Origin of the sequence: Bradyrhizobium barranii subsp. apii (assembly GCF_011516635.5) — a bacterium.
In the GTDB taxonomy this organism is placed as follows: Bacteria; Pseudomonadota; Alphaproteobacteria; order Rhizobiales; family Xanthobacteraceae; genus Bradyrhizobium; species Bradyrhizobium barranii.
Genome location: NZ_CP096255.1, coordinates 3,264,785 through 3,288,423, shown reverse-complemented (window position 1 = coordinate 3,288,423; position 23,639 = coordinate 3,264,785). Strand labels below are relative to the sequence as shown.

Annotated in this window: 23 protein-coding genes; 10 read left to right on the top strand and 13 right to left on the bottom strand. The window is 62.8% G+C overall.

The genetic code is table 11. The features are described from left to right. Positions 1-148: 148 nt before the first annotated feature. On the top strand, positions 149-1,324 hold the full coding sequence (locus tag HAP41_RS15655) for an ABC transporter substrate-binding protein (RefSeq protein WP_166100095.1): 1,176 nt from the start codon (positions 149-151) through the stop codon (positions 1,322-1,324). Positions 1,325-1,351: 27 nt separating this feature from the next. Next, complete coding sequence (locus HAP41_RS15650) at positions 1,352-1,807, top strand: cupin domain-containing protein (protein ID WP_166100098.1); 456 nt, start codon at positions 1,352-1,354, stop codon at positions 1,805-1,807. A 9-nt stretch (positions 1,808-1,816) separates the two neighbouring features. On the opposite strand, the gene HAP41_RS15645 is transcribed toward HAP41_RS15650, so the two are convergent. The 3 genes from HAP41_RS15645 to HAP41_RS15635 all read right to left on the bottom strand — a co-directional run bounded on the left by HAP41_RS15645 (position 1,817) and on the right by HAP41_RS15635 (position 4,937). Next, positions 1,817-3,067: a flavin-dependent oxidoreductase gene (locus tag HAP41_RS15645; protein WP_166100101.1), complete on the bottom strand. Its 1,251-nt coding sequence runs from the start codon at positions 3,065-3,067 to the stop codon at positions 1,817-1,819. 240 nt (positions 3,068-3,307) lie between these two features. Beyond that, the gene (locus HAP41_RS15640) at positions 3,308-4,144 is read right to left on the bottom strand and encodes an enoyl-CoA hydratase family protein (protein WP_014493756.1); all 837 of its coding nucleotides are present in this window, start codon (positions 4,142-4,144) and stop codon (positions 3,308-3,310) included. 31 nt (positions 4,145-4,175) lie between these two features. Beyond that, complete coding sequence (locus HAP41_RS15635; protein ID WP_166100106.1) at positions 4,176-4,937, bottom strand: SDR family NAD(P)-dependent oxidoreductase; 762 nt, start codon at positions 4,935-4,937, stop codon at positions 4,176-4,178. Between the two features lie 209 nt (positions 4,938-5,146). Here HAP41_RS15635 and HAP41_RS15630 point away from each other — a divergent pair, with 209 nt between their 5' ends. From HAP41_RS15630 to HAP41_RS15610, 5 genes are read left to right on the top strand one after another with little or no spacing between them, the layout of a single operon-like run. Continuing rightward, positions 5,147-5,944, top strand: coding sequence for an alpha/beta fold hydrolase (locus HAP41_RS15630; RefSeq protein WP_175618119.1), 798 nt, complete (start codon positions 5,147-5,149; stop codon positions 5,942-5,944). A 12-nt stretch (positions 5,945-5,956) separates the two neighbouring features. Beyond that, a complete protein-coding gene (locus tag HAP41_RS15625; protein WP_166100113.1) occupies positions 5,957-7,246 on the top strand; it encodes an acyl-CoA dehydrogenase family protein in 1,290 nt (429 codons plus the stop codon). Positions 7,247-7,248: 2 nt separating this feature from the next. Then, the gene (locus tag HAP41_RS15620) at positions 7,249-8,775 is read left to right on the top strand and encodes a class I adenylate-forming enzyme family protein (protein ID WP_166100116.1); all 1,527 of its coding nucleotides are present in this window, start codon (positions 7,249-7,251) and stop codon (positions 8,773-8,775) included. Then, entirely contained in the window at positions 8,772-9,860 is a 1,089-nt protein-coding gene (locus tag HAP41_RS15615; protein WP_166100119.1) for an NAD/NADP-dependent octopine/nopaline dehydrogenase family protein, read from the top strand. The genes HAP41_RS15620 and HAP41_RS15615 overlap by 4 nt, the downstream gene beginning before the upstream one ends. Positions 9,861-9,863: 3 nt before the next feature. Next, on the top strand, positions 9,864-10,856 hold the full coding sequence (locus HAP41_RS15610; RefSeq protein ID WP_071911830.1) for a 3-hydroxybutyryl-CoA dehydrogenase: 993 nt from the start codon (positions 9,864-9,866) through the stop codon (positions 10,854-10,856). On the opposite strand, the gene HAP41_RS15605 is transcribed toward HAP41_RS15610, so the two are convergent. From HAP41_RS15605 to HAP41_RS15580, 6 genes are all read right to left on the bottom strand, one after another. Then, on the bottom strand, positions 10,853-11,899 hold the full coding sequence (locus tag HAP41_RS15605; protein ID WP_166100127.1) for a 2,5-dihydroxypyridine 5,6-dioxygenase NicX family protein: 1,047 nt from the start codon (positions 11,897-11,899) through the stop codon (positions 10,853-10,855). The two genes, HAP41_RS15610 and HAP41_RS15605, sit on opposite strands and share 4 nt — an antisense overlap. 40 nt (positions 11,900-11,939) lie before the next feature. After that, positions 11,940-12,707, bottom strand: a complete 768-nt coding sequence (locus tag HAP41_RS15600) for an ABC transporter permease (RefSeq protein WP_063982078.1) — start codon at positions 12,705-12,707, stop codon at positions 11,940-11,942. Then, positions 12,704-13,489, bottom strand: a complete 786-nt coding sequence (locus tag HAP41_RS15595) for an ABC transporter permease (protein WP_166100130.1) — start codon at positions 13,487-13,489, stop codon at positions 12,704-12,706. Before HAP41_RS15595 ends, HAP41_RS15600 begins: the two co-directional genes overlap by 4 nt. Beyond that, positions 13,486-14,331 (bottom strand): ABC transporter ATP-binding protein, encoded by an 846-nt coding sequence (locus HAP41_RS15590; protein ID WP_166100137.1) that lies wholly within the window; start codon positions 14,329-14,331, stop codon positions 13,486-13,488. The genes HAP41_RS15595 and HAP41_RS15590 overlap by 4 nt, the downstream gene beginning before the upstream one ends. Before the next feature lie 124 nt (positions 14,332-14,455). Further along, on the bottom strand, positions 14,456-16,150 hold the full coding sequence (gene ilvD, locus HAP41_RS15585; RefSeq protein WP_166100142.1) for a dihydroxy-acid dehydratase: 1,695 nt from the start codon (positions 16,148-16,150) through the stop codon (positions 14,456-14,458). Between the two features lie 76 nt (positions 16,151-16,226). Next, a complete protein-coding gene (locus HAP41_RS15580; RefSeq protein WP_166100146.1) occupies positions 16,227-17,210 on the bottom strand; it encodes an ABC transporter substrate-binding protein in 984 nt (327 codons plus the stop codon). A 166-nt stretch (positions 17,211-17,376) separates the two neighbouring features. Between HAP41_RS15580 and HAP41_RS15575 the strand changes: the two genes are divergently transcribed. Continuing rightward, a complete protein-coding gene (locus tag HAP41_RS15575; protein WP_166105979.1) occupies positions 17,377-18,285 on the top strand; it encodes an NAD(P)-dependent oxidoreductase in 909 nt (302 codons plus the stop codon). Positions 18,286-18,309: 24 nt separating this feature from the next. Here HAP41_RS15575 and HAP41_RS15570 read toward each other — a convergent pair whose 3' ends face one another. The 4 genes from HAP41_RS15570 to HAP41_RS15550 all read right to left on the bottom strand — a co-directional run bounded on the left by HAP41_RS15570 (position 18,310) and on the right by HAP41_RS15550 (position 22,566). Continuing rightward, positions 18,310-18,873, bottom strand: a complete 564-nt coding sequence (locus HAP41_RS15570; protein ID WP_166100155.1) for a flavin reductase family protein — start codon at positions 18,871-18,873, stop codon at positions 18,310-18,312. A 9-nt stretch (positions 18,874-18,882) separates the two neighbouring features. Further along, on the bottom strand, positions 18,883-20,088 hold the full coding sequence (locus tag HAP41_RS15565; protein ID WP_224580832.1) for an acyl-CoA dehydrogenase family protein: 1,206 nt from the start codon (positions 20,086-20,088) through the stop codon (positions 18,883-18,885). A gap of 206 nt (positions 20,089-20,294) precedes the next feature. Further along, entirely contained in the window at positions 20,295-21,569 is a 1,275-nt protein-coding gene (locus tag HAP41_RS15560; protein WP_166105981.1) for a CaiB/BaiF CoA transferase family protein, read from the bottom strand. A gap of 673 nt (positions 21,570-22,242) precedes the next feature. Next, positions 22,243-22,566 carry a hypothetical protein gene (locus tag HAP41_RS15550; protein WP_049813059.1) on the bottom strand — a complete coding sequence of 108 codons (324 nt, stop codon included), beginning with the start codon at positions 22,564-22,566 and terminating at the stop codon, positions 22,243-22,245. Between the two features lie 462 nt (positions 22,567-23,028). Here HAP41_RS15550 and HAP41_RS15545 point away from each other — a divergent pair, with 462 nt between their 5' ends. Continuing rightward, on the top strand, positions 23,029-23,238 hold the full coding sequence (locus HAP41_RS15545; RefSeq protein WP_224580833.1) for a DNA-binding transcriptional response regulator: 210 nt from the start codon (positions 23,029-23,031) through the stop codon (positions 23,236-23,238). 22 nt (positions 23,239-23,260) lie between these two features. After that, positions 23,261-23,398 (top strand): response regulator, encoded by a 138-nt coding sequence (locus HAP41_RS15540; RefSeq protein WP_321576682.1) that lies wholly within the window; start codon positions 23,261-23,263, stop codon positions 23,396-23,398. Positions 23,399-23,639: the final 241 nt, after the last annotated feature.

Here is a 23,639-nt window from a genome sequence, read left to right as displayed (position 1 = left end):
CTTCAAATAACTGGCGCGCCGCTTGCATGCGCACTGCCCGCAGGATGGCCACGCCTTGAGCTTGCTTGCCGCGGCCGCCATCATCGGCATAAGCTTGGATTGGAGTACGCGGCTTGCTGCGCAAGCCCGATCGTCACGGGGACACATCATGAAGACGCAAACGACCTTGGCCGCTGCCGCCCTGCTGCTCGGCACCGCGGTGAGCCCTTCCCTCGCCCAGGAGAAGATCAAGCTGGGCGTGCTCGTGACCCTGTCGGGCCCCGCCGCCGCGCTTGGCCAGCAGGTCCGCGACGGCTTTGCGCTCGCCGTGAAGGATCTCGGCGGGAAGATGGGGGGCCGAGATGTCGAGGTGATCGTCGCCGATGACGAGTTGAAGCCCGACGCAGCGGTCACGAAGGTCAAGGGCCTTCTGGAGCGCGACAAGGTCGACTTCGTGGTGGGCCCGATCTTCTCCAACATCCTCCAGGCGATCCACCGCCCCATTACGGAGTCCAAGACGTTCCTGATCAGCCCCAACGCCGGCCCATCGACTTTCGCCGGTAAGGACTGCAACCCGTTCTTCTATGTGACGTCGTACCAGAACGATCAGGTCCACGAGATCCTCGGCAAGGTGGCGCAGGATCGCGGCTACAAGCGCATGTATCTGATGGTGCCGAACTATCAGGCCGGCAAGGATTCGGTGGCGGGCTTCAAGCTCGACTACAAGGCCGAGATCGTCGAAGAATCCTACATGCCGCTGAACACGCTGGACTTCCAGCCGGAACTTTCCAAGATCTCGTCGCAGAAGCCCGATGCGCTGTTCACGTTCATGCCGGGCGGCCTCGGCGTCAATCTCGTCAAGCAATACCGGCAGGCCGGCCTTGCCGACAGCATTCCGGTGCTCTCGGCTTTCACGGTGGATGAATCGACCTTGCCGGCGCAGCAGGATGCGGCCGTCGGCATGTTTGGCGGCGCGAACTGGGCGCCCAATCTCGACAATCCCCAGAACAAGAAGTTCGTCGCGGCCTATGAAGCCGCCTACAACGTCGTGCCCGGCACCTACGCTTTTCAGGCCTATGACGCCGCGATGCTGATCGACAGCGCGGTCAAGGCCGTGAAAGGCGATCTCTCGAACAAGGATGCGGTTGGGGCTGCGCTGAAGAAGGCCGACTTCACCTCTCTGCGCGGCGCCTTCAAGTTCAACACCAACGGCTATCCGATCCAGGATTTCTATCTGACCAAGGTCGCCAAGCGTGCGGACGGCAAGTTCCAGACCGAGATCGTTCAGAAAGTCTTTGAGAACTATGGCGACCGCTATGCCAAGGACTGCAAGGCGGCAAACTAAGCCGCACCGCATTACGGGAGGACTACAATGAAGAGCGAAATCATCGGCATCACGCGGGCTAATGAAGGGATCCAGGGCATTTCCTGGAACATCCTCGGCCAGACCTATGTGCCGAAGAGCAATACCGAGCACAGCTTCTCCTGGCACGCGACATTGCCGCCGGGCACATTCGTGCCGCCGCACATCCATCCCGACCAGGATGAGTATCTCTACATGCTCGAGGGCAAGCTTGACTTCGTGCTCGGCAATTCGGAGTCGCAGGCGACCCCGGGCGATCTGATCCGCCTCGGCATGGGCGTGCCGCACGGCATCTTCAACAAGTCGGAGCAGACGGCAAAGGTGCTGTTCTGGGTGTCGCCGACCCGCAAGCTGTTCGACCTGTTCTGGGGCCTTCACAACATGAAGGAACAGAAGCCGGAGGACGTGGTGGCGATGGCCGCCGAGTTCAACATCCACTTCCTGCCGCCGCCGCCCGGCGGCTAGGAGCTAGTCTTAAGCGCGCACCGCCGCCAGACCCGGCACGGCGGCGAAGCCGGCCGTGGTGGCGTAGCCGCGGACGATCGCCTCGCGCTGGGAATAGCTCAGCACGTTGTCGACATTGTCGAAGCCATCGGGCGCAAGCTGCTCGACGGCGTCGATGACGCCCTCGGGGCCGCCGCGCCGGTTGGATCGGACGATGTCAGCGGTCATCGGCAGACGCTTCTTCTCATATTCAAGCAAAGCCTGGCGCGGATGCTCGGCGCGCACCAGCGCATCGGCAAGGCAGCGCGCGTCGAGGATCGCCTGAGATGCGCCGTTCGAGCCGACCGGATACATGGGATGCGCCGCGTCGCCGAGCAGTGTAACGCGCCCGGACGACCAGTAGGGCAAGGGATCGCGGTCGCAGGTCGGATATTCGTAGAATTCCGGCGTTGCCGAGATCAGGCTCTTGACGTCGATATAGGGCACCGAGAAGCGCGCGACATGCGGCATCAACTCCTCGCGCCGGCCGGGCCGCGACCAGTCTTCCTTCCGGGGCGGCGGGGCATTGCCCTCGCCGACCTTCACCAGCACCGCCCAGTTGGTGAGACGGCTCGCCGGACTCGATCCCTCTGCGATCGGATAGATCACCACCTTGGCGTTGAGGCCGCCGGCCACGATCATCGACTTGCCGGTGAGGAACAGCGGCCAATCGCGCGCACCGCGCCATAGCATCAGGCCGTTCCAGCACGGCGGTCCCTCGTTCGGGAACAGCGTATCGCGAACGCGTGAATGGATGCCGTCAGCGCCGATCAGGATATCGCCGCGCGCAGTATGAATGTGCGCGCCCGAGCGGTCGAAGAAATAAGCGGTGACGCCGCCCTCGTCCTGCGTGAAGGCGCCGAGGCGGCAGCCGGTGTGAATTGCCTCCGGCCCGAGCCGCTCCTCGACGGCGCGATGGATGACGCCCTGAAGGCGGCCGCGGTGAATCGAGAATTGCGGCACGTCATGGCCGGCGTCGATGCCGCGGGCCTCGCGCCATACCTCCTGGCCGTGGCGATTGAGGTAATAGAGCTGGTCGGTGCGGATCGCGACGTCGTCGAGCTGCTGGAGGAGACCGAGGCCGGCAAGCTCCCGCATCGCATGCGGCAGCGTGTTGATGCCGACACCGAGCTCGCGGATGGTGTCGGCCTGTTCGAAAATCTCGCATCCGATGCCGCGCGAGCGCAGCATCAATGCCGTGGTGAGACCACCGATACCGCCACCGACGATAATCGCCTTCATCGCCCTTACTCCACTCGAAAATACGCCAGGCAATGGGGCTAAAGTCGCACGGGCGGTCACTCCGCCGCAAGCGGCTTTGTCGCCTCCGCCTTGAGCTCGGCCCGGGTCTTGGGCTTAGCCTTAATTCTCAGCTCCCCGAGATACTGCCGATCGCGCACGCCGTTGCGGAAAATCTGATCTTTCCGGGCAGGTATTGCGGCGCAAGTCACCGTTGCTGGCTTCCCGCAGCAAGTCCGGGGCTCAGTCGCCCCTGAAGACCGGCTTGACCTTGTTGGCGAATGCTTCAAAGGCGCGCTCGAAATCCGCCGTGGTCATGCACAGCGCCTGAGCAACCGCTTCCGCTTCGATCGCCTCTTCAATCGACATCGCCCATTCCATCGCCAGCATCCGCTTGGTCATGGTGTTGCCGAAGGTCGGGCCTTCCGCAACCTGCTTGGCCAGCAACTGCGCCTGGGGCAGCACCTGCTCGGGCGTGACGATGCGGCTGAAGAAGCCCCAGCGCTCGCCCTCCTCCGCCGTCATGAACCGGCCGGTGTAGAGCAGCTCGGAGGCGCGGGACTGTCCGATGATCCGCGGCAGGATCGCACAGGCGCCCATGTCGCAGCCGCCAAGGCCGACCTTGTTGAAGAGGAACGCGACCTTCGCGCCGCTCGCCGCAAGCCGCATATCCGATGCCATCGCGATGATCGCGCCGGCGCCGGCGCAGATGCCTTCGACCGCGGCCACAATGGGTTGAGGGCAGGCCCGCATCGCTTTGACGAGGTCGCCGGTCATCCGCGTGAAAGCGGTCAGCCCCTTGGTGTCCATCTTCACGAGCGGGCCGATGATCTCGAACACATCGCCGCCGGACGAGAAGTTACCGCCGGCGCCGGTGACGATGATGGCCTTGACTGCATCATCGAAAGCGCAGGCACGGAAGAAATCCGTCAGTTCCCGATAGCTCTCGAAGGTCAGTGGATTCTTCCGCTCGGGACGATTGAGCGTCACCGTGGCAACGCTGTCGACCACCGCCAGCAGGAAGTGCTGCGGCGAATAATCCGCGAGCGGCACGGTCACAGGATTAGCTGGTCTGCTCATGCGATCTCCTAACTATGTTTGTTCCGCGCTACTAGATTTCGCCGCCTGCGACTGCAATCGCCTGCCCGGTGATCGCACCAGCGCCTTCGCCGCACAACCAAAGCACTGCGTCAGCCACCTCTTGAGGCGTGATCAGCCGCCCCTGCGGATTGTGCTTCGCGAGCTCGGCGATCGCCTGCTCGCGGCTCCTGCCGGTCTTCTTCATGATGTTTTCAATGCTGCCGGCGACCAGATCGGTGTCGGTGAAGCCCGGACACACCGCATTCACAGTCACATTGCTTCCGGCCGTCTCGAGGGCAAGAGAGCGCACGAGACCGACGACGGCGTGCTTCGCCGCCGTATACGCGCTGACGTAGGCGTAGCCCTTGAGCCCCGCCGTCGAGGCAATCGCGACGATGCGGCCATAGGGACGATCCTTCATGCCCGGCAGAACGCCCTGGATGGCATGGACAACGCCCATGAAATTGACGTCCATCATGCGCGCAAACAGGGCAGCGTCCGATTTCGCGAACGGCGCGGATTCTGCACTTCCCGCGTTGGCGATCAGGATGTCGATCGGCTTTCGCGCGCTCGCTTCAGCGATAGCGGCTTTCAGTGATAATTCGTTCGAGACGTCGGCGATCGCAGCAAAATGCGCGGCACCTGCGCCGACCGCCTCTTCTAGAACAGCGACGTTCCGGCCGAGCACCGTCACGGTTGCGCCTGCTCCGACAAGAGAGGCTGCGATGGCGCGGCCGATGCCGCGACCGCCACCGGTCACGAGCGCGTGCGGCGAGTGCGGCAATCCGGACATGCGCTGGCTCCTTGGCTCTGCTGATCGTTCCTCGATATATTTTAACCTTCAAGTTTTTGCAACGAAGCTGCCGTAGCGCCGCGAAGCCTTCGCGCGAGAGACCGGCCCGAAAATTGCTTTAAGTATAAAATTATCGCTTCCCATCCCCTACAGGCCTGTTAGCATCGACCGGCTGAGCAAAAGGATGTCGCGTGTCGCAGCCTGCGCCAATGATAACAAAAGACGGCCGCTTCGCCTATGAAGCCGCGGGCGATCCGGACGCGACACCCCTGATCTTCCTGCATGGCATTGGCGGCGCGGCACGGGCCTGGCGGCAGCAGCTCGCGAGATTCAGCACCCAGTTCCGCGCGATTGCGTGGGACATGCCGGGCTACGGCGGATCGGCGCCGCTCGCCAGCGTCAGCATCGCGGCCCTTGCCGATGCGCTCCAGCAATTCATTGAGCAGCTTGGTGCGACCGCGCCAATTCTGGTCGGCCATTCGATCGGTGGCATGATCGTCCAGAAATGGCTGGCGCAATCTCCGAAGCTGGCCCGCGCAGTCGTCCTCGCGCAGACCAGCCCGGCCTTCGGCAAGGCCGATGGCGATTGGCAAAAATCGTTCATCGCGGCGCGGCTTGGGCCGCTCGATCGCGGCGAGACCATGAAGTCGCTGGCCCCTTCCCTGGTGAAGGAGCTTGTCGGCGACGATCCTGATCCGAAGGGAATGGAGCTTGCGCGCGAGTGCATGGCAAGCGTGCCCGAGGCGAGCTATCGCGCCATGATGCTGGCTTTGATGGGCTTCGATCAGCGCAGCACGCTCAAGGACATTTCCGTCCCGACGCTGTTGCTGTCCGGCTCCAAGGACAACAACGCGCCTGCTACCATGATGGCAAAGACGGCAACATTCATTCCCTCTGCCGAATATGTCGAGCTGGCTGGTGTCGGCCATCTCGCCAACCTTGAACGCGCTGACGCGTTCGACGAAGCCCTCGGCCGGTTCCTGAATTCCGTCGCGACCAAAACGTAGGGTGGCTGCGCAATGACCATGCAAGTCAGAAAGAACATCGGCGCAACCGACAAGGTCGCGCTGGATACGCCGATCTTCGATCCCGTCGCATTCCGCCTGAACGACGAGCAGGCCGGCATCATCGCGCGCGCCCGCGAGATCGGCCAGAGCGTGTTCGCTGGTCGCGCGGCGACTTACGATCGCGAGGCGATCTTCCCGACAGAGAATTATCGCGACCTGCATCGCGTCGGCCTGCTCGGCATCGCGGTGCCCAAGAAGCATGGCGGGCTCGGCGCGAACTATCAAACTTACGCACTGGCGGCAGCGGAAATCGGCCGCTATTGCGGCGCGACCGCCCTCACCTGGAACATGCACGTCTGCTCGACCCTGTGGTCAGGTCCGCTCGCCGACGATCTCGACATGGACGCGGAGACCCGCGCCGAGCACGAGCGGCGGCGCGCGGTTCATTACAAGCGTATCGTCGAGGATGGCGCGATCTACTCGCAGCCCTTTTCCGAGGGCGGAGCGGCCGCGGCCGGTGGCGTCGCGTTCGGCACGGAAGCAAAGCCCGTAAAGGGCGGTTGGATCGTCAACGGCAAGAAGATCTTTGCATCGCTGTCCGGTCATGCCGACTACTACGGCGTGCTCTGCACCGAGATGGAGGAGGGCGAAAAAGCCTCGCGCCGCAACACCCTTTACCTCGCGATCTCCGCGAAATCGGACGGTGTCTCGGTAGTCGGCGACTGGGATCCGCTCGGCATGCGCGGCACAGTCTCTCGCACGCTGCTGTTCAAGGATGTGTTCGTCCCTGAGGATTCCGCGCTGATGCCGCGCGGCGTCTATTTCCAGGCGGCGATGCGCTGGCCTCACATGTTCCTGACGCTGTCGCCGACCTATATGGGCCTGGCGCAAGCCACCTATGATTTCACCGTGCGCTATCTTCGCGGCGAGGTACCGGGCATGCCGCCGGTCAAGCGCCGGATGTACCCGACCAAGCAGATCGCGGTCGCGCAGATGCAGATCAAGCTCGAGCAGATCAAGGCGATCTGGTTCCAGGCCGTCACCGAGGCCCACGCCAATCCAAGCAAGGAGCAGGTGCTGCGCGCCTATGCCGCGCAATATTCGGTGATGGAGGGCGCCAATGAGCTCGCCGCGCTCGCGATCCGCACCTGCGGCGGTCAGGCCATGCTCCGCTCGCTGCCGCTGGAGCGCATCTATCGCGACAGCCGCTGCGGCTCGCTGATGCTGCCCTGGACCGCCGAGCTCTGCCTCGACCGGATCGGGCGCGAGGCGCTGTACGAGGCCGGTGAAACGGACGACTGACCGTGGACCTCTGTAGTCTGATCGATCGCAACGCGGCGTTCGCGCCAGACAAGACGGCGATCGCCTTCGAGGGTGAGCGGCTGAGCTACGCCGCACTCGCCGCGCGCATCGAACGGACCGCCACGGCGTTGAAGCAGGAGCTCGGCGTCGGCCGAGGCGACCGCGTCGCAATCCTGAGCCTGAACCGGCCGGACTATCTGGTTCTGCTCTACGCATGCGCGCGACTTGGTGCGATGCTGGTGCCGCTGAACTGGCGGCTGGCGGTTGCCGAGCAGCGCTTCATTCTCACCGATGCGGGCGCAAAGGTCCTGGTACTCGAGCAGGCATTTGCCGGAGTTCTCCCGGAGCTTGCGCCGGGGACGACCGTCATCGGCCTCGATTTCGCGCCGTCGCGGGGCGTGACATTCGAAGACCTGCTGGCTCGCAGCGAAGGCGGCGGCCGCAATCCGCACACTGATCTCTCCTGCCCGCTGCTCGTCGTCTACACGTCTGGAACGACGGGACGGCCGAAGGGCGCTGTTCTGCGGCAAGAAGCCTTGTTCTGGAATGGCGTCATGAGCCAGCATATGCACAACATGACGTCAGATGATCGCGTGCTGACGGTGCTGCCATTCTTCCATGTCGGCGGCCTCAACATCCAGACCACGCCGGCGCTGCAGCTTGGTGCGACCGTCACAATCCACGCCCGCTTCACGCCAGATACTGCGCTCGCGGCCATTGAACGGGAACGACCGACCCTGACAGTGATGGTGCCTGCAATCCTTCAGGCCGTGAGCGAGCATCCCGCCTGGACAACGACCGATCTCTCGTCGCTCAAAGCCGTCTCGACCGGCTCGACCATCGTGCCACCGCACCTGATCGATCGCTTCGTGGCGCGCGATGTTCCGGTGCTTCAGGTTTATGGATCGACGGAAACTTGCCCCATCGCAGTCTACACCCGGCTTGGCGGCGATCTTTCGCGCGCGGGATCGACTGGACTTGCCGGCCTGTGCTGCGAAGCGAAGGTGATCGATCAGGCCGGCAATGAGGTCCCTGCGGGTACGCCGGGCGAAATCGCCGTGCGCGGGCCCAACGTGTTTTTCGAATATTGGGGCAATGCGGATGCCACGCACGATGCGCTGCACGACGGTTGGTATCGCACCGGCGATATCGGCCTGTGCGATGCCGACGGGTATTTCTGGGTCCGCGACCGCAAGAAGAATGTGATCATTTCCGGCGGCGAGAACGTCTATCCGGCCGAGGTCGAGCGCGTCCTGCTCGAACATCCCGATGTCAGCGAATGCGCCGTGATCGGCCGGCCGGACCCGCGCTGGGACGAGGTGCCGATCGCCTATGTCATCGGGCGGTCCGGCTCCCGGCTCGAAGTGGACGAGCTGAGGGCGCATCTTCAGACGCAGCTCGCCCGTTACAAGGTTCCGCGCGACATCGTCTTCGTCGACGACCTGCCGCGCACGGCACTGGGCAAGGTCCAGCATTTCCTGCTGAAGCAGCTTGATGCGCAGTCGCGCGCGCAAGGAGAAGCATCTTGAAGATTGCAGTTCTGGGTGGGGGAAACGGCTCTTTCGCGGCCGCGGGCGATTTTGCGCTGTCGGGGCATGAGGTCCGGCTCTGGCGCCGCGACACCGATCAGGTGACGGCGCATCGCGCTGCCGGCTCGCGCATCCTGGTGAAGGATCATAATGGCCGGCACGATGTGAAGCTCGCGCTGGTGACGACCGACATCGCCGAAGCAATTGATGGCACCGAGCTGATTCTGTGTCCCGCCCCTGCCTTCGCGCAGCCGGACATTGCTCGCTTGCTCGCTCCGCATCTGCGGGACGGCCAGGTCGTGTTCTTGCCGCCCGCCACATTCGGCTCGATGATCTTCGCCCAAGCCGCGCGGGATGCCGGAAACCACGCCAAGGCAAGTTTTGCCGAGACCGGCACGCTGCCTTGGCTGACCCGCAAGCACGGGCCGTTCGAGGTCGCGATTACCATCCGCGCCAAGCGGTTGCCGGTCGGCGTGTTTCCGCTCGATCGGGCCGCGCATGCAATCGAAGTGATCGGACGCGCTTTCCCTGATGCGATCGAGCCCTGCGGCGATGCGCTCTCCGGCGCGCTGATGAATGCTGGGCCCATTATTCACCCGCCGCTGATCGTGATGAACGCGGGCCCGATCGAGCATTTCGAACGATGGGACATCCACAAGGAAGGAACGCAGGCCGCGATCCGCCGGGTGACCGACGCGCTCGACGCAGAACGGATCGCGGTGCGCGAAGCGCTTGGCTATGGCGCACCGCATTTCCCGCTGGCCCACCACTACGCCAAGGAGGGCGAGATCTGGATGTATGGCCGTGGCTCGCACGACCGGCTGACCGATTCCGGCGACTGGCGCGAGCGGATCGTGCTGACCGAGCACCGCTATATGCGTGAGGATCTGCGGCTTGGGCTGTCGCTGCTGGTCTCCGCCGCCGCCCTGGCGGGCACGCCCACACCGTTGGCCAAGGCCTTTCTGGCCATCGGCGGTGCGATTTGCGGCGAGGATTTTGCGCAGCGCGGCCGAACGCTCGAGACGCTGGGGCTTGGCAATCTCGGCAAAGCCGAGCTCCAGGCGCTTCTTCGCAGGGGATTTTGACCGATGACCAGCCGCGCCAACATTGCCTGCCTCGGGGCCGGCCGCATGGGGCGCGGCATCGCCGTCGCGTTCGCCTACGCAGGGCATATGGTCACGATGATCGACATCAAGGGCCGTTCCGCGGAAGATTTCGCCAAGCTGGAGGCGGACGCGCTCGACGAAGTCAGGAAGACCTTTGCCAGCCTGTCGAAGCTGGGACTGCTGAACGAGGCAGATGTCGATCCGCTTATCGCACGGGTCTCGGTGGTGCCAGCCAGCCGAAGCGGCGTAGCGCTGTCCGGCGCCGGAATGGTTTTCGAGGGCGTTCCTGAGGTCGTCGAGCTCAAGCGCGAGGTGCTGGGGGCGGCTTCAAAACAAGTCGGCCCGGATACGATCATCGCTTCGACCACGTCGACCATCCTCGTCGACGATCTCGCTGGGGCGATCGTGAACCCTCGGCGCTTCCTCAATGTGCACTGGCTCAATCCGGCCTATCTGATCCCGCTGGTCGAGATTTCGCCCGGCAAAGCCACCGATCCCGCCATCATCGATGAGGTCAAAGCGCTGCTCGAAGCCATCGGAAAGGTCCCCGTGGTCTGCGCGGCGACGCCCGGCTTCATCGTCCCGCGCATCCAGGCGCTGGCGATGAACGAGGCCGCACGCATGGTCGAGGAAGGCGTCGCCAGCGCCGAGGAGATCGACAAAGCGATCCGTTACGGCTTTGGCTTCCGCTATGCCGTGCTCGGACTGCTCGAGTTCATCGACTGGGGCGGCGGCGACATCTTGTACTACGCCAGCCGGTACCTCGAAGGCGCGCTCGGAAGCGACCGCTATCGCGCGCCGGACGTCATTTCCCGCAATATGCAAGAAGGCCGGATCGGCTTGCGAACGGGTGCCGGCTTCCTCGATTATTCAGGCATGGACGTCGATGCCTATCGCGTGAAGCGGCTTCAGGCCATGGTCGACCTGCTCCGGCATTTCGGCCTGGCGCGCCCACCGGTCCTCGACCGCAGCTAGCCGAAGACGTCCTGCAGCACGCCTTCACGAACGACCGCGACGCCGTCGAGTTCGATCGTCGTTCCCATCATCGGCAAATCAAAGTGGCCCGCCGTGTAGCGGCCGGCAAATTCGTTCGCGCCGGTCGAGAACAGGAAATTGCCGGAGACGGCACGAATTTCAGTGCCGTTGGTGTCGCGCTGGTCATACATCGAGAGGGCTTCGTAGCGGGCCCCCGGGTTCATGCCGAAGCCGACATGCGAGACCGCATAGGCCTCGCGATCGCCCCACGCTGCGAGATAGGCACGCATCATCGCCGCATCCGTGCCCTCGCCCTCCAGCTCGACGACGTAATCGTCCTTCAGCGTCATTTTCACCGGGGACGCCAGGTAGCGCTTGAAGGTCAAATTGATGTCACCGGGCGCCATCACCAACGTCCCGTTGATCGTTCCGCTCTTGGGAAAGCTAACCACAATGCCACCGGGCCAGTGCGCCAACGTGCCCGGCTTGTCGGTCCAGCCCCACACGCCGACCGTGGACGCACCGACCATGTCAACGTCGAGCGCCGTGCCGGCTTTCGATGTCACGCGCATCCGCTTCGTCCCACGCAACAACTTCGCCGCCGCGCGAACGCGTTTCTCGAGTGCGGGATCCGGCACCATCCGCTCCAGCGCTTCCGGGTGTTCGTTGGAGATCACCAATATCCGCGCTCCGGCCTTGAGGATATCCGGCGTCTCCACCGCGTGCATCAGACCCTCGATGGTGCAATCCACCACAAAGCCGGCCTGCTGGAGTGCGGTGATGACCGGACCAAGCCGCTGGATTGCCTCGCTTGCGCCGGTCGAGCGAACCGGCACGATATTCCGGTTACGCGGCGTCGGCATCACCACATGAAACGGCCGCGCGCCCATCCGCAGCAGGGCGAGCTCCGCCAAATGAACGTTCAGCGCACGCGATTGGGTTTCCGAGAGGATCGCCGCGGTATCGCCGGCCTTGACGGCGCAGCGCTCAAAGATCTCGCAAAACGCGTCGATCCATTTTGCCTCGATGCGATCCGCCAGCATGGTTCACTCCCGGTCTTCTGGTTTCTTCTGTTCAGTCAGATCACGCTTCGGGGAAGCCCCGCAAGAGATACGATCGCAGGGCGCCCAGCAAGCCGTTCAGGATCAACCCCAGCAGCGAAATCGTGATCAGCGGTACGAACATATCGACGGCCTGAAAGGTTCGGGCCGCCGTCACCAGCACATGCCCCAACCCGTCCGTCGACGTGATCATCTCGGCCAGAAACACCACGATGCAGGAAATGACAAGGCCGATCCGGCAGCCAGTCAGGATCGACGGCATCGCTGCCGGTAAGACCACCTTGAACAAGATTTCATAGCGCGGCGTTCCCGCTGCCATCGCCGACCAGATCAGCTTCTGCTCGACGGCTGACGCGCCGTAATAGGTGGACAGCAAAATGGGAAAAAGCGCATCCGCAGCCACCAGCGTAATCTTCGATCCGTGACCGAAGCCGAGCAGAAGCAGCAGCGCCGGATAGAGTGCGACTTTAGGCAACGGCGCCAATACGCGCACGATTGGCCGAACCACGGCATTGATCGCTGGATTGGCGGCCGCGGCGATGCCGATACTTACACCGAGCACGACCGCAATGGCAAAGCCGGCAAACAGCCGAATCAGGGTCGCCGCGATCTCCTGCTGAAACGTCCACGTCACGAGTTGCTGGAGCAACCTGCTGAAGACGTATCCCGGGGGCGGCAGCAAGACCGCAGGCGCAAAGCCGAACGATACGAGGCCTTGCCAAACCGCGATCACCAGCACAATCGGCGCGAGCCCGAGAACGACGTTTGCTGAGGGAAGACGCGATGTCATGAGAAGCTCAGCGGCATGTCGAACTGAGGCTCGGACCAGCGCACCAGCCGTGCGCGGACCCGCTCGAAAATCGCATCGAGGCAAATTCCCATCGCCCCCACGATGATGATCATCGCGAAGCCGGTGTCGTATTGGCCCATGTCCAGTGCATTGAACAGAATGTTGCCGGCGCCGGACTGGCGGGCGATCATCTCGCTGGTGATCATCGTGATCAACGCCAGCACGAGACCTGTGCGACATCCGGTCAGGATCTCCGGCAGCGCCGCGGGCAGCACGATCCGCACCAGCCGTTGCAGCGGCGAAAGTCCCATCGCGGCGCCCGACCACAGCATCTTCTCTTCGACGGCCTGGGCGCCCTCAAAGCTGTGATAGATCACGGGAAGGCTGACGCCGAGGAAGATCACCAGCGTCTTCGTGATGTCGCCGACGCCCAGCCAAAGCATGATGATCGGCATCAGCGCCGCTTTCGGCACCGGATAGATCACCATCAGAAGCGGGTTGAAGAAGGCCGCGACGGCGCGGCTACGCCCCATCAACAGACCCAGCGGGATCGAAACGAGCACGGCTACACTGAACCCGATCGCCATGCGGCGAAGCGAGGCCAGGATATTGATCAGCGACTCCTTGTCGCCAAGGATGTCCGGGATCGCGCGGATCGCCTGGATCGCCGTCGGAAAGCTGTCGTTCTTCAGCGCGAGCGACGCGACCTGCCACACTGCCAGCAGCCCGATACAAGCGAACACCGGGGCGGCGCGTCTGGAGGCTGCAGCCAGCGATGTCATGACGGCGATCCAGTCTCGTCGACCTCGTCGAACATGCGCTCGATGTCGACGACGTATTTCTGGTAGCGCGGATCGAGCAACAGCTCGTTGCGGCGACGCGGCCGGGGCAGATTGATGTCGATCACCTGCCGAATGCGGCCGGGAGATTTCGACATCATCACGACCTTGTCCGACAGGAAGACGGCCTCGTCGACCGAATGGGTCACGAACAGCACCGTCTTGCGGTCACGCTCCCAGATGTTCAGGAGATCATTCTGGAGGCGTGTACGGGTGTGCGCGTCGAGCGCGCCGAACGGCTCGTCCATCAGCAGAACTTCAGGGTGGTAAGCCAATGTCCGGGCCAGCGCGACGCGCTGCTTCATGCCACCCGAGAGCTCCTTGGGATAAAAGTTCTCATAGCCTTTGAGGCCGACCATCTCGATCAAGGCCCGGCTCTGTGCTCCGGCCTCGGTGGCAGGCACACCTTGCTGGCGCGGGCCATACATCACATTGCCCAACACGGTCTTCCAGGGAAACAGAGCGAACTCTTGAAACACTGGTCCGCGATCCGGACCCGGCCCCGTGATCGTCTGTCCCTTTATCCTCGCCACGCCGCTGGTCGGGTTGACGAAGCCGCCGACGATATAAAGAAGTGTCGACTTGCCGCAGCCGGACGGACCAAGGACGGAGACGAAGGCTCCTTCCTCGATCGTCAGCGAGATGTCCGATAGCGCCAAATGATCCTTGCGCGCCGAGGTCTGGAAAACCTGGGAGACGCGGTCGATCTCGATGATCGCAGAAGCCGGCCTTTGTGACGTCACCGGATTCACCCATTCGCTCGATCTCGAAGGCACTACCCTCATTCCGTCTCTCGCTTGACTCACGCGCGAACGTCACGCAACCGATCCGCTGATGTCCTCCATCAGCTGATCGAGCTTAGCAAGAAACTTGCCAGACAGGCGGTCATTCTCGCACGGAAGCGGCGCGTCATTCGAACCAAGGCCATTCTGCAGGGCCCTCATGTGTGACGGCCCCGCCCGGCGCCTGTCCGACCAGCCGCGCATACTTTGCGAGCGCACCTGCACGGTGACGGGGCGGCCTCGGCTTCCAATCGCGTCGGCGCGCCGTGAGTTCCTGGTCGTCGACCAGCATATCCATCCGCCGGTTTGCGGCATCGATCCGGATCCTGTCGCCGTCGCGAACAAGCGCCAACGGACCGCCGACGAACGCTTCGGGGGACACGTAGCCGATGCACATGCCGCGAGTAGCGCCGGAGAACCGCCCATCGGTGATCAGGGCCACCTTCTCGCCCATACCCTGGCCGTAGATCAGCGCGGTAACGCCAAGCATCTCGCGCATGCCCGGGCCGCCGACTGGCCCTTCATTGCGGATCACCAGCACCTCGCCCGCCGTGTAGGCGCGGTCACGGACCGCTTTGACACATGCCTCCTCATCTTCGAAGACGCGCGCAACGCCCTCGAAGTGCTGACTCTTCAAACCTGCGACCTTGATCACCGCACCGTCTGGACAGAGATTGCCCTTCAGAACCGCCACGCCACCATCAGGCATGATCGGCGCACGAGACGCGTAAACGACTTCACCATCGGGAGCATTGGCCGCGCCATATTCTTCGGCGAGCGTGCGCCCGGTGACGGACAAGCAACTCCCATCGATGTGCCCGCTCTGGATCAACTCGCGGATCACGACGGCCGCGCCGCCGATGTCGTAGACATCCTTCGCAGTGTACTTGCCGCCCGGCCGCAAGTTTCCAATCAGCGGCGTCCTGGCAAAGACCTTGCCGACGTCATCGATCGTGAATGCGATCCCGGCCTCATTCGCGATCGCCGGCAGATGCAGCGCAGCGTTGGTCGAGCCGCCCGTGGCGGCAACAATCGCCGCACCGTTCTCGAGGGATTTGCGAGTCACGAGGTCGCGCGGCAGCGGGCCACCACGTTCCAGCATCTCCATCACCAGCCGCCCGGCGCGGCGCGAGATCTGTGCACGTTCGGCATAGACACCGGGCACCATCGAGACGTTGGGAATGGTCAGCCCCATCGCCTCCGACACCATCCCCATCGTGTTCGCGGTAAATTGGCCAGCGCACGCGCCAATGGTCGGCAGGCAGGCGCGCTCGATCCGTTCGAGCGTGGCGCCGTCGATCTCTCCGGTCATGAAGCTGCCGACAGCTTCATAGGAGTCGAGCACCGTGAGAGTCCGCCCGTCCACCCGGCCCGGCAACGAGCTGCCGCCATAGATGAAAATGGACGGTACGTTGCAACGAACCATGCCCATCATCACGCCGGGAAGCGTCTTGTCGCATCCGCCGTACCCGATCAGCGCGTCATAGGCGAGACCATGAACGACGGCTTCGATCGAATCGGCAATCAGCTCGCGTGAAAAGAGAGAAAACTTCATTCCCTCGTGATTCATGCTGATGCCGTCGGAGACCGACACGGTGGAGAATTCGCGCGGCGTGCCGCCCGCCTCCTCGATTCCCGTCTTGGCCGCGGCCACCTGGAAGTCGTGGGTCATATTGCAGGGCGTCTGCTCGCCCTTCATGCTGACGACGCCCACCATCGGCTTGGCGATCGCGGCGTCGTCGAGCCCCATTGCGCGCATGAAAGCGCGGTGCGGAGCCCGGTCGAGGCCGTCAGTCGTGACCCGTGATCGCAACTTCTTCATGCGCGCATCTTCTTCATGCAACGTCCGGGATGATCCGGGACGCCGCGCCCCCTCGTTCGGACAATTCGCCCGTCGCCTATTCCAGCGGCGCGACGATCGTCGCGTGCTTGAACTGCATGGCATCCAGCTTCGGCAGCATTCCGGTCTCCGCGTAGATGTCCAGCATCTTCTGGATCGCGGGGAAGTTCGGCGCCGCACCCGGATCGCGGCCGAAATCGTTGTCCTTGAGCAGATAGGTCTCGAGGACCGGAATAGGCGCCTTCAGAACCTCATTCACGACCTTTAGCGTCTCTTCGCGGTTGGCCAGCGCTTTCTTCATACCTGAGGTAATGTCACGCACGTAGGCCTTCACCAAGTCGGGGTTCTTGTCGACGAAATCAGCGCGGCAGGCTTCCAGGATGTGCACGATGTTCGGCATCGCCTGCGACAATGAGAACAGCTTTCTTGTGCCACCCTTCGCCTCCGCACGTGCGGCAAAGGGCTGGTTCATGTTGACCGCGTCGACACGGCCCTGGCGCAGCGCATCTTCGGAGACGGCAAAGCCGACCTCAACCAGCTTGATGTCCTTGGCCGGATCGACGCCATTCTGCTTGAGCAACAGGTTGAAGGGGCCTTGCGTGCCGCCGCCGATCACGGAAATGCCGACCGTCTTGCCCTTGAGATCGACGATCGTCTTGATCGGCGAGTCATCCATTACCGCCCAATAGACCGAAAAACCGCCGGGCTTCTCGAAGACGTGCTGCGCCACGATGTAGGCCTTGAGATTGCCGCCGACCACACCGTTGGCCAGCGAGAGCGGCGCTTGCGTCGCGCAATCCAGCGCGCCGGCCGCCAATGCCTGCGTCATCGGCGCGGTGCCCTGAAATTGGGTCCATTCGATGTTGTAGGCCTTGCCGATATTGGGAAACTCGGCCGGCCTGCGCATCATCCAGTACTTGGATTCCTCGGCCGGGATGGTCCAGCCGACGCGAATGGTCTGCTCTGCCCATGACGGGCCTGCCCCCGCGCTCGCAGCCGCGGCCGCTCCCAAAGCCAGGATCCACTTCGAAACGGTTCGCATCGTGCCCACTCCGCTGCTCCGGCGCCGACCGGCGCCGCCCAACCCGACCACTCAAATGTTTCATGGTTCAAACAATCAGGCAAGCCATGCGAGCCGGACGGTTTCGCTGTCCGACCTGCAATGTATGGTAAGGCGGCGTTTGCGTTGCGACAGAAGGAGGCAACCTATGGCTGATGCGAGCAATACAAACCCGCAGGGCGTCGAGAGGCTCGGCTATCTCGGCCTTGGACTGATGGGAACGCCGATGACCCGGCGCCTGCTCAAAGCCGGCCATCAAGTCGCTGTCTGGAATCGTTCGGAGCGCAAGGTCGCTCCGCTCGTCGCGGCCGGCGCCAGGCGCGCAGCCACGTCCCGCGACATGTTGGCGAACGCGGATATCGTTTTTGTGTGCGTAACCGATGCCGCCGCCGTCGAAGACGTGATTTTCGGCCCCGACGGTCTTGCAGCGGCTTCCGGCGCAGGCAAGCTCGTCGTTGACTTCTCGTCAATCCATCCCGACGCCGCGCGCGATCTTGCAGCGCGGCTGAAAGACGCGAATGGCGCAGGCTGGATAGATGCGCCGGTGTCCGGCGGCACCAAGGGCGCAGAGGAAGGCACGCTCGCCATCATGGCCGGCGGAGAAGCTGCTGACATCGAGCGGGCACGGCCCTACGTGCTGCACATGGCACGCAGGTTCACCCACATGGGCCCGATCGGGGCTGGCCAAACCACAAAACTCTGCAACCAGGTGATCGTCGGATGCGCGATGGCCGTTCTGGCGGAAGCAACGCGCCTTGCCTCGAACGCAGGAATTGACGCAAGCCGGCTGCCCGAGGCGCTCGCCGGCGGCTTTGCGGATTCCATCCCGCTTCAGCTCTTCGTGCCGCGCATGGTCCAGGGCATCCACTCGCCGCCGCTTGGCCATATCGCGACAATGCTCAAGGATCTCGACACGGTCGCCGATGTCGCCCAGGCGACGTCAACGCCGGTGCCGATGGCGACCCTCGCGGGACAGATATTCAGGCTGGCCAAGGCTGCACGCGGCGCCGACGCGGACGCTTTGGAAATCTACAAGCTCTCGGCCACAGACCGCTGAGCCGACGCGCGTCCTTGAATCGCCTTATGGCAACTTCTTGCGTTCATCATCAGCTAGGAACCGGCCATACCGCCCGCGCGCAAACAGCAGGGGCTCCTTGGCACTGTAGGCATAGGCCTCGACCGCGCCGAGAAAGATCACGTGGTCACCGCCATAATAGCGATTGACCGATCGGCATTGAAAGTTGGCGACACTCTCGGCAAGGACCGGCGCGTTCCCGAGGCCCGGGGTCCAGTCGACCCCGGCGAACTTGTCCTCGGACGATTTTGCAAATTTGTTTGCAAGCGCCTGCTGCGACGTGCCGAGTATGTGAACGGCGAAATGGCTGGCGTTCTGAAACACGGGGAGGCTTGAGGAATAGAATCCGAGGCTCCACAGGACCAGAGGGGGATTCAGCGAGACTGACGCGAACGAATTGCAGGTGATGCCATAGGGCTTTCCATCAGCGGCCATGGCCGTGATGATCGTTACGCCCGTTCCGTATGTGCCAAGTGCGTTGCGAAAATCGCGAGGATCGATCGGCGAACTGTCGCTGGCGAGTTCATTGGCTGGATCGGAAATGGCCGGCTGCTTCGGCAGATCATTCATCGGCCGGCCTCACAGCGTGAGATTCTCGGACGGCAGGCCCAGAGCCACCCGTCCGTAATTGGTTCCGGCCGCATCGAAGTTGAACGCAAGATGCGAGTTGATCGCGTGCGCATCGCGGAACTGCCGCTGCAACACGCCCGTCGTGAACAGACCGCGCGCTCCGCTCGCGGCAAACAGCATCGAGACCGCGTCGGTGCATAGATTCACCGAAAATGCTCCATCGCGACGATACCTGGTCTTGGTCGCCATATCAGGAGTACGATCGCGCCTCGCATCTTCCATTGCATTGACGCAGGCCGAACGCATGATCAGGCGCGCAGCGTCGATCTTGGCCGAGGCTTCCGCGATCTTGATCTGCGTGCTTTGAAAGTCGCTGAGCTTGGCACGGTTGTAGGTCGAGATGCGATGACGCGCGACCTCCGCATAATCGTCGAGACATACTTGAGCGTTCCCCAGCGCGACGCCAGAGAGGACGTAAGGAAAAAGCGAGAACACAGGTAGCGAATACAGCGGATTGGGATTGACGTTGCTTCCCGGCGTCGGGCCGCCGGCAAGATCACCAACCGCGACCGTCATATAGTCGGCCACGAAAGTGTCCCTGACTTCGACGTCGCAGGAGCCGGTACCGCGCAGTCCCGTAACATTCCAGGTGTCGAGCACCTTGTAGTCGACTTTCGGCAACAGGAAGATTCGGTACTCGATCCCGTCCGCTTCGTCGTCAGAATAGACAACGCTTGCAAGCATGTTCCATTCGCAGGAGGCAACGCCCGAGGAGAACGGCCAGCTCCCGTGCAACCTGTAACCGCCCTCGACCCTCGTGGCACGACCAGCTGGAAAAATGAACGAGGACGCAATCAGCGCGTCGGGATCACGGCGCCAGACCAGATCCTGCGCCTTCTGCTCGAACATGCCGAGCATCCAATGGTGGCTCGCCAGGTTAGCGAGATTCCACGCCACTGACGCATCCGCCATTCCCAGCAGTTCGGCGCAGTCGACAAGGGCGACATAGTCAAGCTCGGCACCGCCGATGCGCTTCGGCTGCAGCATGCGGAACAGGCCAGCGTCGTGGAGATCCTTCTCGGTTTCCGTCGGAAGATGCCGCAGCTCCTCCGTGCGGGCAGCCCGCTCTCGCAGCCGCGGCACGAGCGCCCGGGTCCTCGCGATCATTGCCGCATAGGCGCGTTCGCCGGCTTCCTGCCCCGTCGGCTGGCCCATGCTCGGCCCTTGACCAGGCGCCATTCGAGTCCCTCGCTTTCACATAGTTATGCGGCGGGAACTTCGCCAAATCAAGCTGGGCAGGATTAACGTTGCGTGGTCGCCCTGCATCCCGGCTGTCCGCAGGAATGCGATGTCACGTACACCGTCTTCTCAAAGCAGCTTTCCGCAAACTTTGCGGTGCCTGGCTCCGCGGACCTGTCCGCTCAGGCTTGGCCTGAGGTCGATGGCTTGCCTGATCCAAAGACGCCCTTCTGAGTGAAATCCGAACTCCGGCGCTCGTCGTAACCGAGCGTATCACGCAGGATGTCTTCGGTATGCTCGCCTAATAGGGGCGCAGCGACGGGATCAATCGCTCCCGTCAGGCTCATATTGATCGGAGGTTCGATATTGGGGACCCACCCTGCCGTACGGTGCGGAATCCTGTTCAGGCGATGGCGCTCGCGGGCCTCGGGCGCATTGAACCCCTCCTCGACCGTTCGGAGATAGCCGACCGGGATATTGGCCAGCTTCATCTTTGCCATCCAATTCTCGAGGGTATCGCTCGCGAAGACTTCTGCAATGGCCGCCCGCAGGAGCTCCTTGTTCTCAGAGCGCGCTTTGCGCGACGCGAACTGCGGATCAGTGATCAAATCGGGCCGGTTCAGCACCTCGACCACCAGCCGACGATAGAGCCGGTCGTTGGCGCAGGCCATGTAAAGCGGCCCATCGGAAGCTTCATAGACACCGACAGTGGGGGACCCGTTCGGTGAATTGCCGAACCGGCCAGGGTTTTCGCCGTTGATCAGATAGGCCATGCCGTAGAAGCCGGTCATGCCCATGGCGACGTCGAACAGGGCGACCTCGACATGCTGCCCGCGGCCGAGCCGATCGCGTGCCAAAAGCGCCAGCAAGATGGCGTTGCAGGCGGACATCCCCGTCGCCATGTCCACGATCGGCGGCCCGGTACGAACCGCAGGTCCATCGGCAAACCCATTGAGCGACATGAAGCCACTCTCCGCCTGCGTGATGGGATCGAAGCCGGGCCGCGCGGCAAATGGTCCTGTGCGTCCGTAAGCCGAGATCGAGCAATAGACCAGCCGCGGGTTGAGCGGCGCGACCGCCTCGTAGTCGAGGCCGAATTTCTTCATGACTCCACTTGAAAAATTCTCCACGACCACATCCGCCTTCCGGATCAGGTCCAGTGCGATCTCGCGAGCCTGAGGCACGGTCAGGTCGAGCGCGATGCCGCGCTTGTTGCGGTTCAGGCTCAGATAAGCGGCGCTTTCGCCGCCGATTTCGGCGTGTTCGTAGGCGCGCGTATCGTCGCCACCATCCGGATTCTCGATCTTGATGACGCGTGCACCGAAATCGGCAAGCGTCTGCGTGCAGGCCGGCCCCGCCACGACCCGCGTAAAATCGACGACCAAGAGACCGTCGAGCGCGGTGGGCGCGCCCGTCGCCCGCGACGAACGTTCCGGTAATTGAGGCTTGGTGGGCATCGACGGCGCTCCCTTACATCGGCTTACAGTTGCCGAATTTCCTGCAAGAGCAAACTTAAAGCCCGGCACCACCAACTTCGCAAGTGCTTCACCCGCATCGCTTCAATACGCAAAAAGGGCCCGACAGCCATCGAGCTGCCGGGCCCCCGAACATTTTGGGAGTGCGAGCTATGCTGTGTCTCGCATTGGCCATCCTGCACCGAGAAAAACTCGTTCCGCATTACGGGAAACCCCGCTCAGCGAAGCCACTTCCGCCAATAGAGCGTGTGCGCCGAGGCCTCGGATACCTCTGGCTCGAAGAGCCGATAGCCCGCCTGGATGAAGTTGTCCGTCGTATTCAAGACAATGGCATCCCTTTCGATACGCAGCCCCCTGAAGTCCCTGCCCCCAATGCCGTCGCAGCACGCCGACCCTCGAGAAGTATCGCCGTTTCGAATGTGCGTCGACGGTATGACGCCGGCAAATGCGACCGCCTCATCGCCATGTTAGGCAAGCCACCACGCTCCCAACCCGAATTGCGGCATGGCCGCCGCGTCGAAGAACGTCGACCGATGCAGATCAGCCAACGTATCGACGAGGTCGTCATCGGATGCATCAACGATGCGAATTTTGTACGGCCCGTTTGCGGGAAATAGCGTGCGTGCAAGTGCAGAGATGTCGGCACCGTGGGAGCTCACTTGCCCAGCACGACCCTAACGCCTAGCAAAACGGCCCCCATCAGTCCGGTCGCGATCACCGTGATAACGGCCTTGAAGGTGTAGCTCTGCGCCTGCTCCACGCTCTTTCGCCACCTCCGCACGTGTTGGAGATCAGCCCTTAGCTCCTTCCGGTCGTCGTGTTCGATTCCGAAGGAAGTTAGCACCGATGCGACGGCCTTCAGTACGAAGGCATCGATGCTCTCCTGTTGCAGCCTGTGTTGCTCGGCAAGTGTCTCAGCCACGATCGCCCTGATTTCATCATCTGGTTGATGATCCTTGCAACGTTCTCGAAACCACACTTGGCGAAGTAGAAGGATACAATCAGTCTCGGTCAGCATCCGCGCCTTAGACGTCTTCCGTCGCGCGGGCGGGCGGGCCGGCTCGCTCGCGAGCTCGCCTTCGATCTCATCGTTCAAGAAAACGTCTCCCACAACACGATTGCAACCAAGCCCGCGAGTGCGAGCGATATCAGTTAGGCGGTCATCGTCTCTCCACGAAAATGAAAAAAAGCGACAGATCGCGTGACCAAGCGCGATCGTTTCGGGCGCGAACCCAATGTCCGTGAGCCCCGAGACCGCAGCGGCGCGAGCAACGGACCCGGCGCCGCGCCGGTCGGCGTTCCTTGAACGTGGTCTAGCGAGTGCGTGGCCGGATGCGCGGCCACCGTCCGATCTCAAAATCGAGACGAAAAACCCGCGGCGGGTGCTTCCAGCGCGGGTGACCAAACTCGTCTCGATGATGTCATTTGCCAGTGTTTCGACATGTCAAACATCCCTCGTTCGACCACACCGTGCCGGAACTTTGCCGAAGAGCGGCGCGTTTATTCGTTCAGTCAAATGACCGTGCGCGCGATGAGCCATACTGTACTGGTTGTTGACGACGATCCCGGCGTCCTCGACGTCATCGTGGGCATGCTGGAAGATCTCGGCTGCGAGGTGACAAGCCGCCCAAAGCGGCCCGGATGCGCTTGATCGGCTCAGGCAGAACGAGAACATCTCCATCCTCATCACGGACGTCAATATGCCGGGTTTGGACGGTCACGAACTGGCCGAACTGGCGAAGCAGCTACGCCCGGAATTGAAGATCCAGCAATTATCGGGGCGCGAACCGCGGCGCGGGGCCTGCCAATGATCAGGAAGCCGTTTTCGTTCGAGGAGCTCGCCGACACCATGCGGCGAACCACCGGCGTTCGCTGAACGCCAGAGCCCAAAAGAAAACCCGCGGCGGGAGCTCCCGCGCGGGTCGAACCAAACTCATGTCGATGATGCCATTCTGCCGGTCTTTTGCCCGACGTGTCAACGCGGCGAACGCGGAAGAAGGTGTCATTCTTCCCAGCTTGATATGTGGTGCGCAAGGGGCTTGCTTCAAGTCC

What these genes read in the sequence shown, in the direction of transcription:
- HAP41_RS15605 (WP_166100127.1), bottom strand. Translation starts at nt 11,899, where the DNA reads ATGCTGGCGGATCGCATCGAGGCAAAATGGATCGACGCGTTTTGCGAG.
- HAP41_RS15545 (WP_224580833.1), top strand. Translation starts at nt 23,029, where the DNA reads ATGTCAAACATCCCTCGTTCGACCACACCGTGCCGGAACTTTGCCGAA.
- HAP41_RS15580 (WP_166100146.1), bottom strand. Translation starts at nt 17,210, where the DNA reads ATGCGAACCGTTTCGAAGTGGATCCTGGCTTTGGGAGCGGCCGCGGCT.
- HAP41_RS15575 (WP_166105979.1), top strand. Translation starts at nt 17,377, where the DNA reads ATGGCTGATGCGAGCAATACAAACCCGCAGGGCGTCGAGAGGCTCGGC.
- HAP41_RS15645 (WP_166100101.1), bottom strand. Translation starts at nt 3,067, where the DNA reads ATGAAGGCGATTATCGTCGGTGGCGGTATCGGTGGTCTCACCACGGCA.
- HAP41_RS15600 (WP_063982078.1), bottom strand. Translation starts at nt 12,707, where the DNA reads ATGACATCGCGTCTTCCCTCAGCAAACGTCGTTCTCGGGCTCGCGCCG.
- HAP41_RS15640 (WP_014493756.1), bottom strand. Translation starts at nt 4,144, where the DNA reads ATGAGCAGACCAGCTAATCCTGTGACCGTGCCGCTCGCGGATTATTCG.
- HAP41_RS15595 (WP_166100130.1), bottom strand. Translation starts at nt 13,489, where the DNA reads ATGACATCGCTGGCTGCAGCCTCCAGACGCGCCGCCCCGGTGTTCGCT.
- HAP41_RS15590 (WP_166100137.1), bottom strand. Translation starts at nt 14,331, where the DNA reads ATGAGGGTAGTGCCTTCGAGATCGAGCGAATGGGTGAATCCGGTGACG.
- HAP41_RS15570 (WP_166100155.1), bottom strand. Translation starts at nt 18,873, where the DNA reads ATGAATGATCTGCCGAAGCAGCCGGCCATTTCCGATCCAGCCAATGAA.
- HAP41_RS15630 (WP_175618119.1), top strand. Translation starts at nt 5,147, where the DNA reads ATGATAACAAAAGACGGCCGCTTCGCCTATGAAGCCGCGGGCGATCCG.
- HAP41_RS15625 (WP_166100113.1), top strand. Translation starts at nt 5,957, where the DNA reads ATGACCATGCAAGTCAGAAAGAACATCGGCGCAACCGACAAGGTCGCG.
- HAP41_RS15560 (WP_166105981.1), bottom strand. Translation starts at nt 21,569, where the DNA reads ATGCCCACCAAGCCTCAATTACCGGAACGTTCGTCGCGGGCGACGGGC.
- HAP41_RS15610 (WP_071911830.1), top strand. Translation starts at nt 9,864, where the DNA reads ATGACCAGCCGCGCCAACATTGCCTGCCTCGGGGCCGGCCGCATGGGG.
- HAP41_RS15635 (WP_166100106.1), bottom strand. Translation starts at nt 4,937, where the DNA reads ATGTCCGGATTGCCGCACTCGCCGCACGCGCTCGTGACCGGTGGCGGT.
- HAP41_RS15650 (WP_166100098.1), top strand. Translation starts at nt 1,352, where the DNA reads ATGAAGAGCGAAATCATCGGCATCACGCGGGCTAATGAAGGGATCCAG.
- HAP41_RS15655 (WP_166100095.1), top strand. Translation starts at nt 149, where the DNA reads ATGAAGACGCAAACGACCTTGGCCGCTGCCGCCCTGCTGCTCGGCACC.
- HAP41_RS15565 (WP_224580832.1), bottom strand. Translation starts at nt 20,088, where the DNA reads ATGGGCCAGCCGACGGGGCAGGAAGCCGGCGAACGCGCCTATGCGGCA.
- ilvD (WP_166100142.1), bottom strand. Translation starts at nt 16,150, where the DNA reads ATGAAGAAGTTGCGATCACGGGTCACGACTGACGGCCTCGACCGGGCT.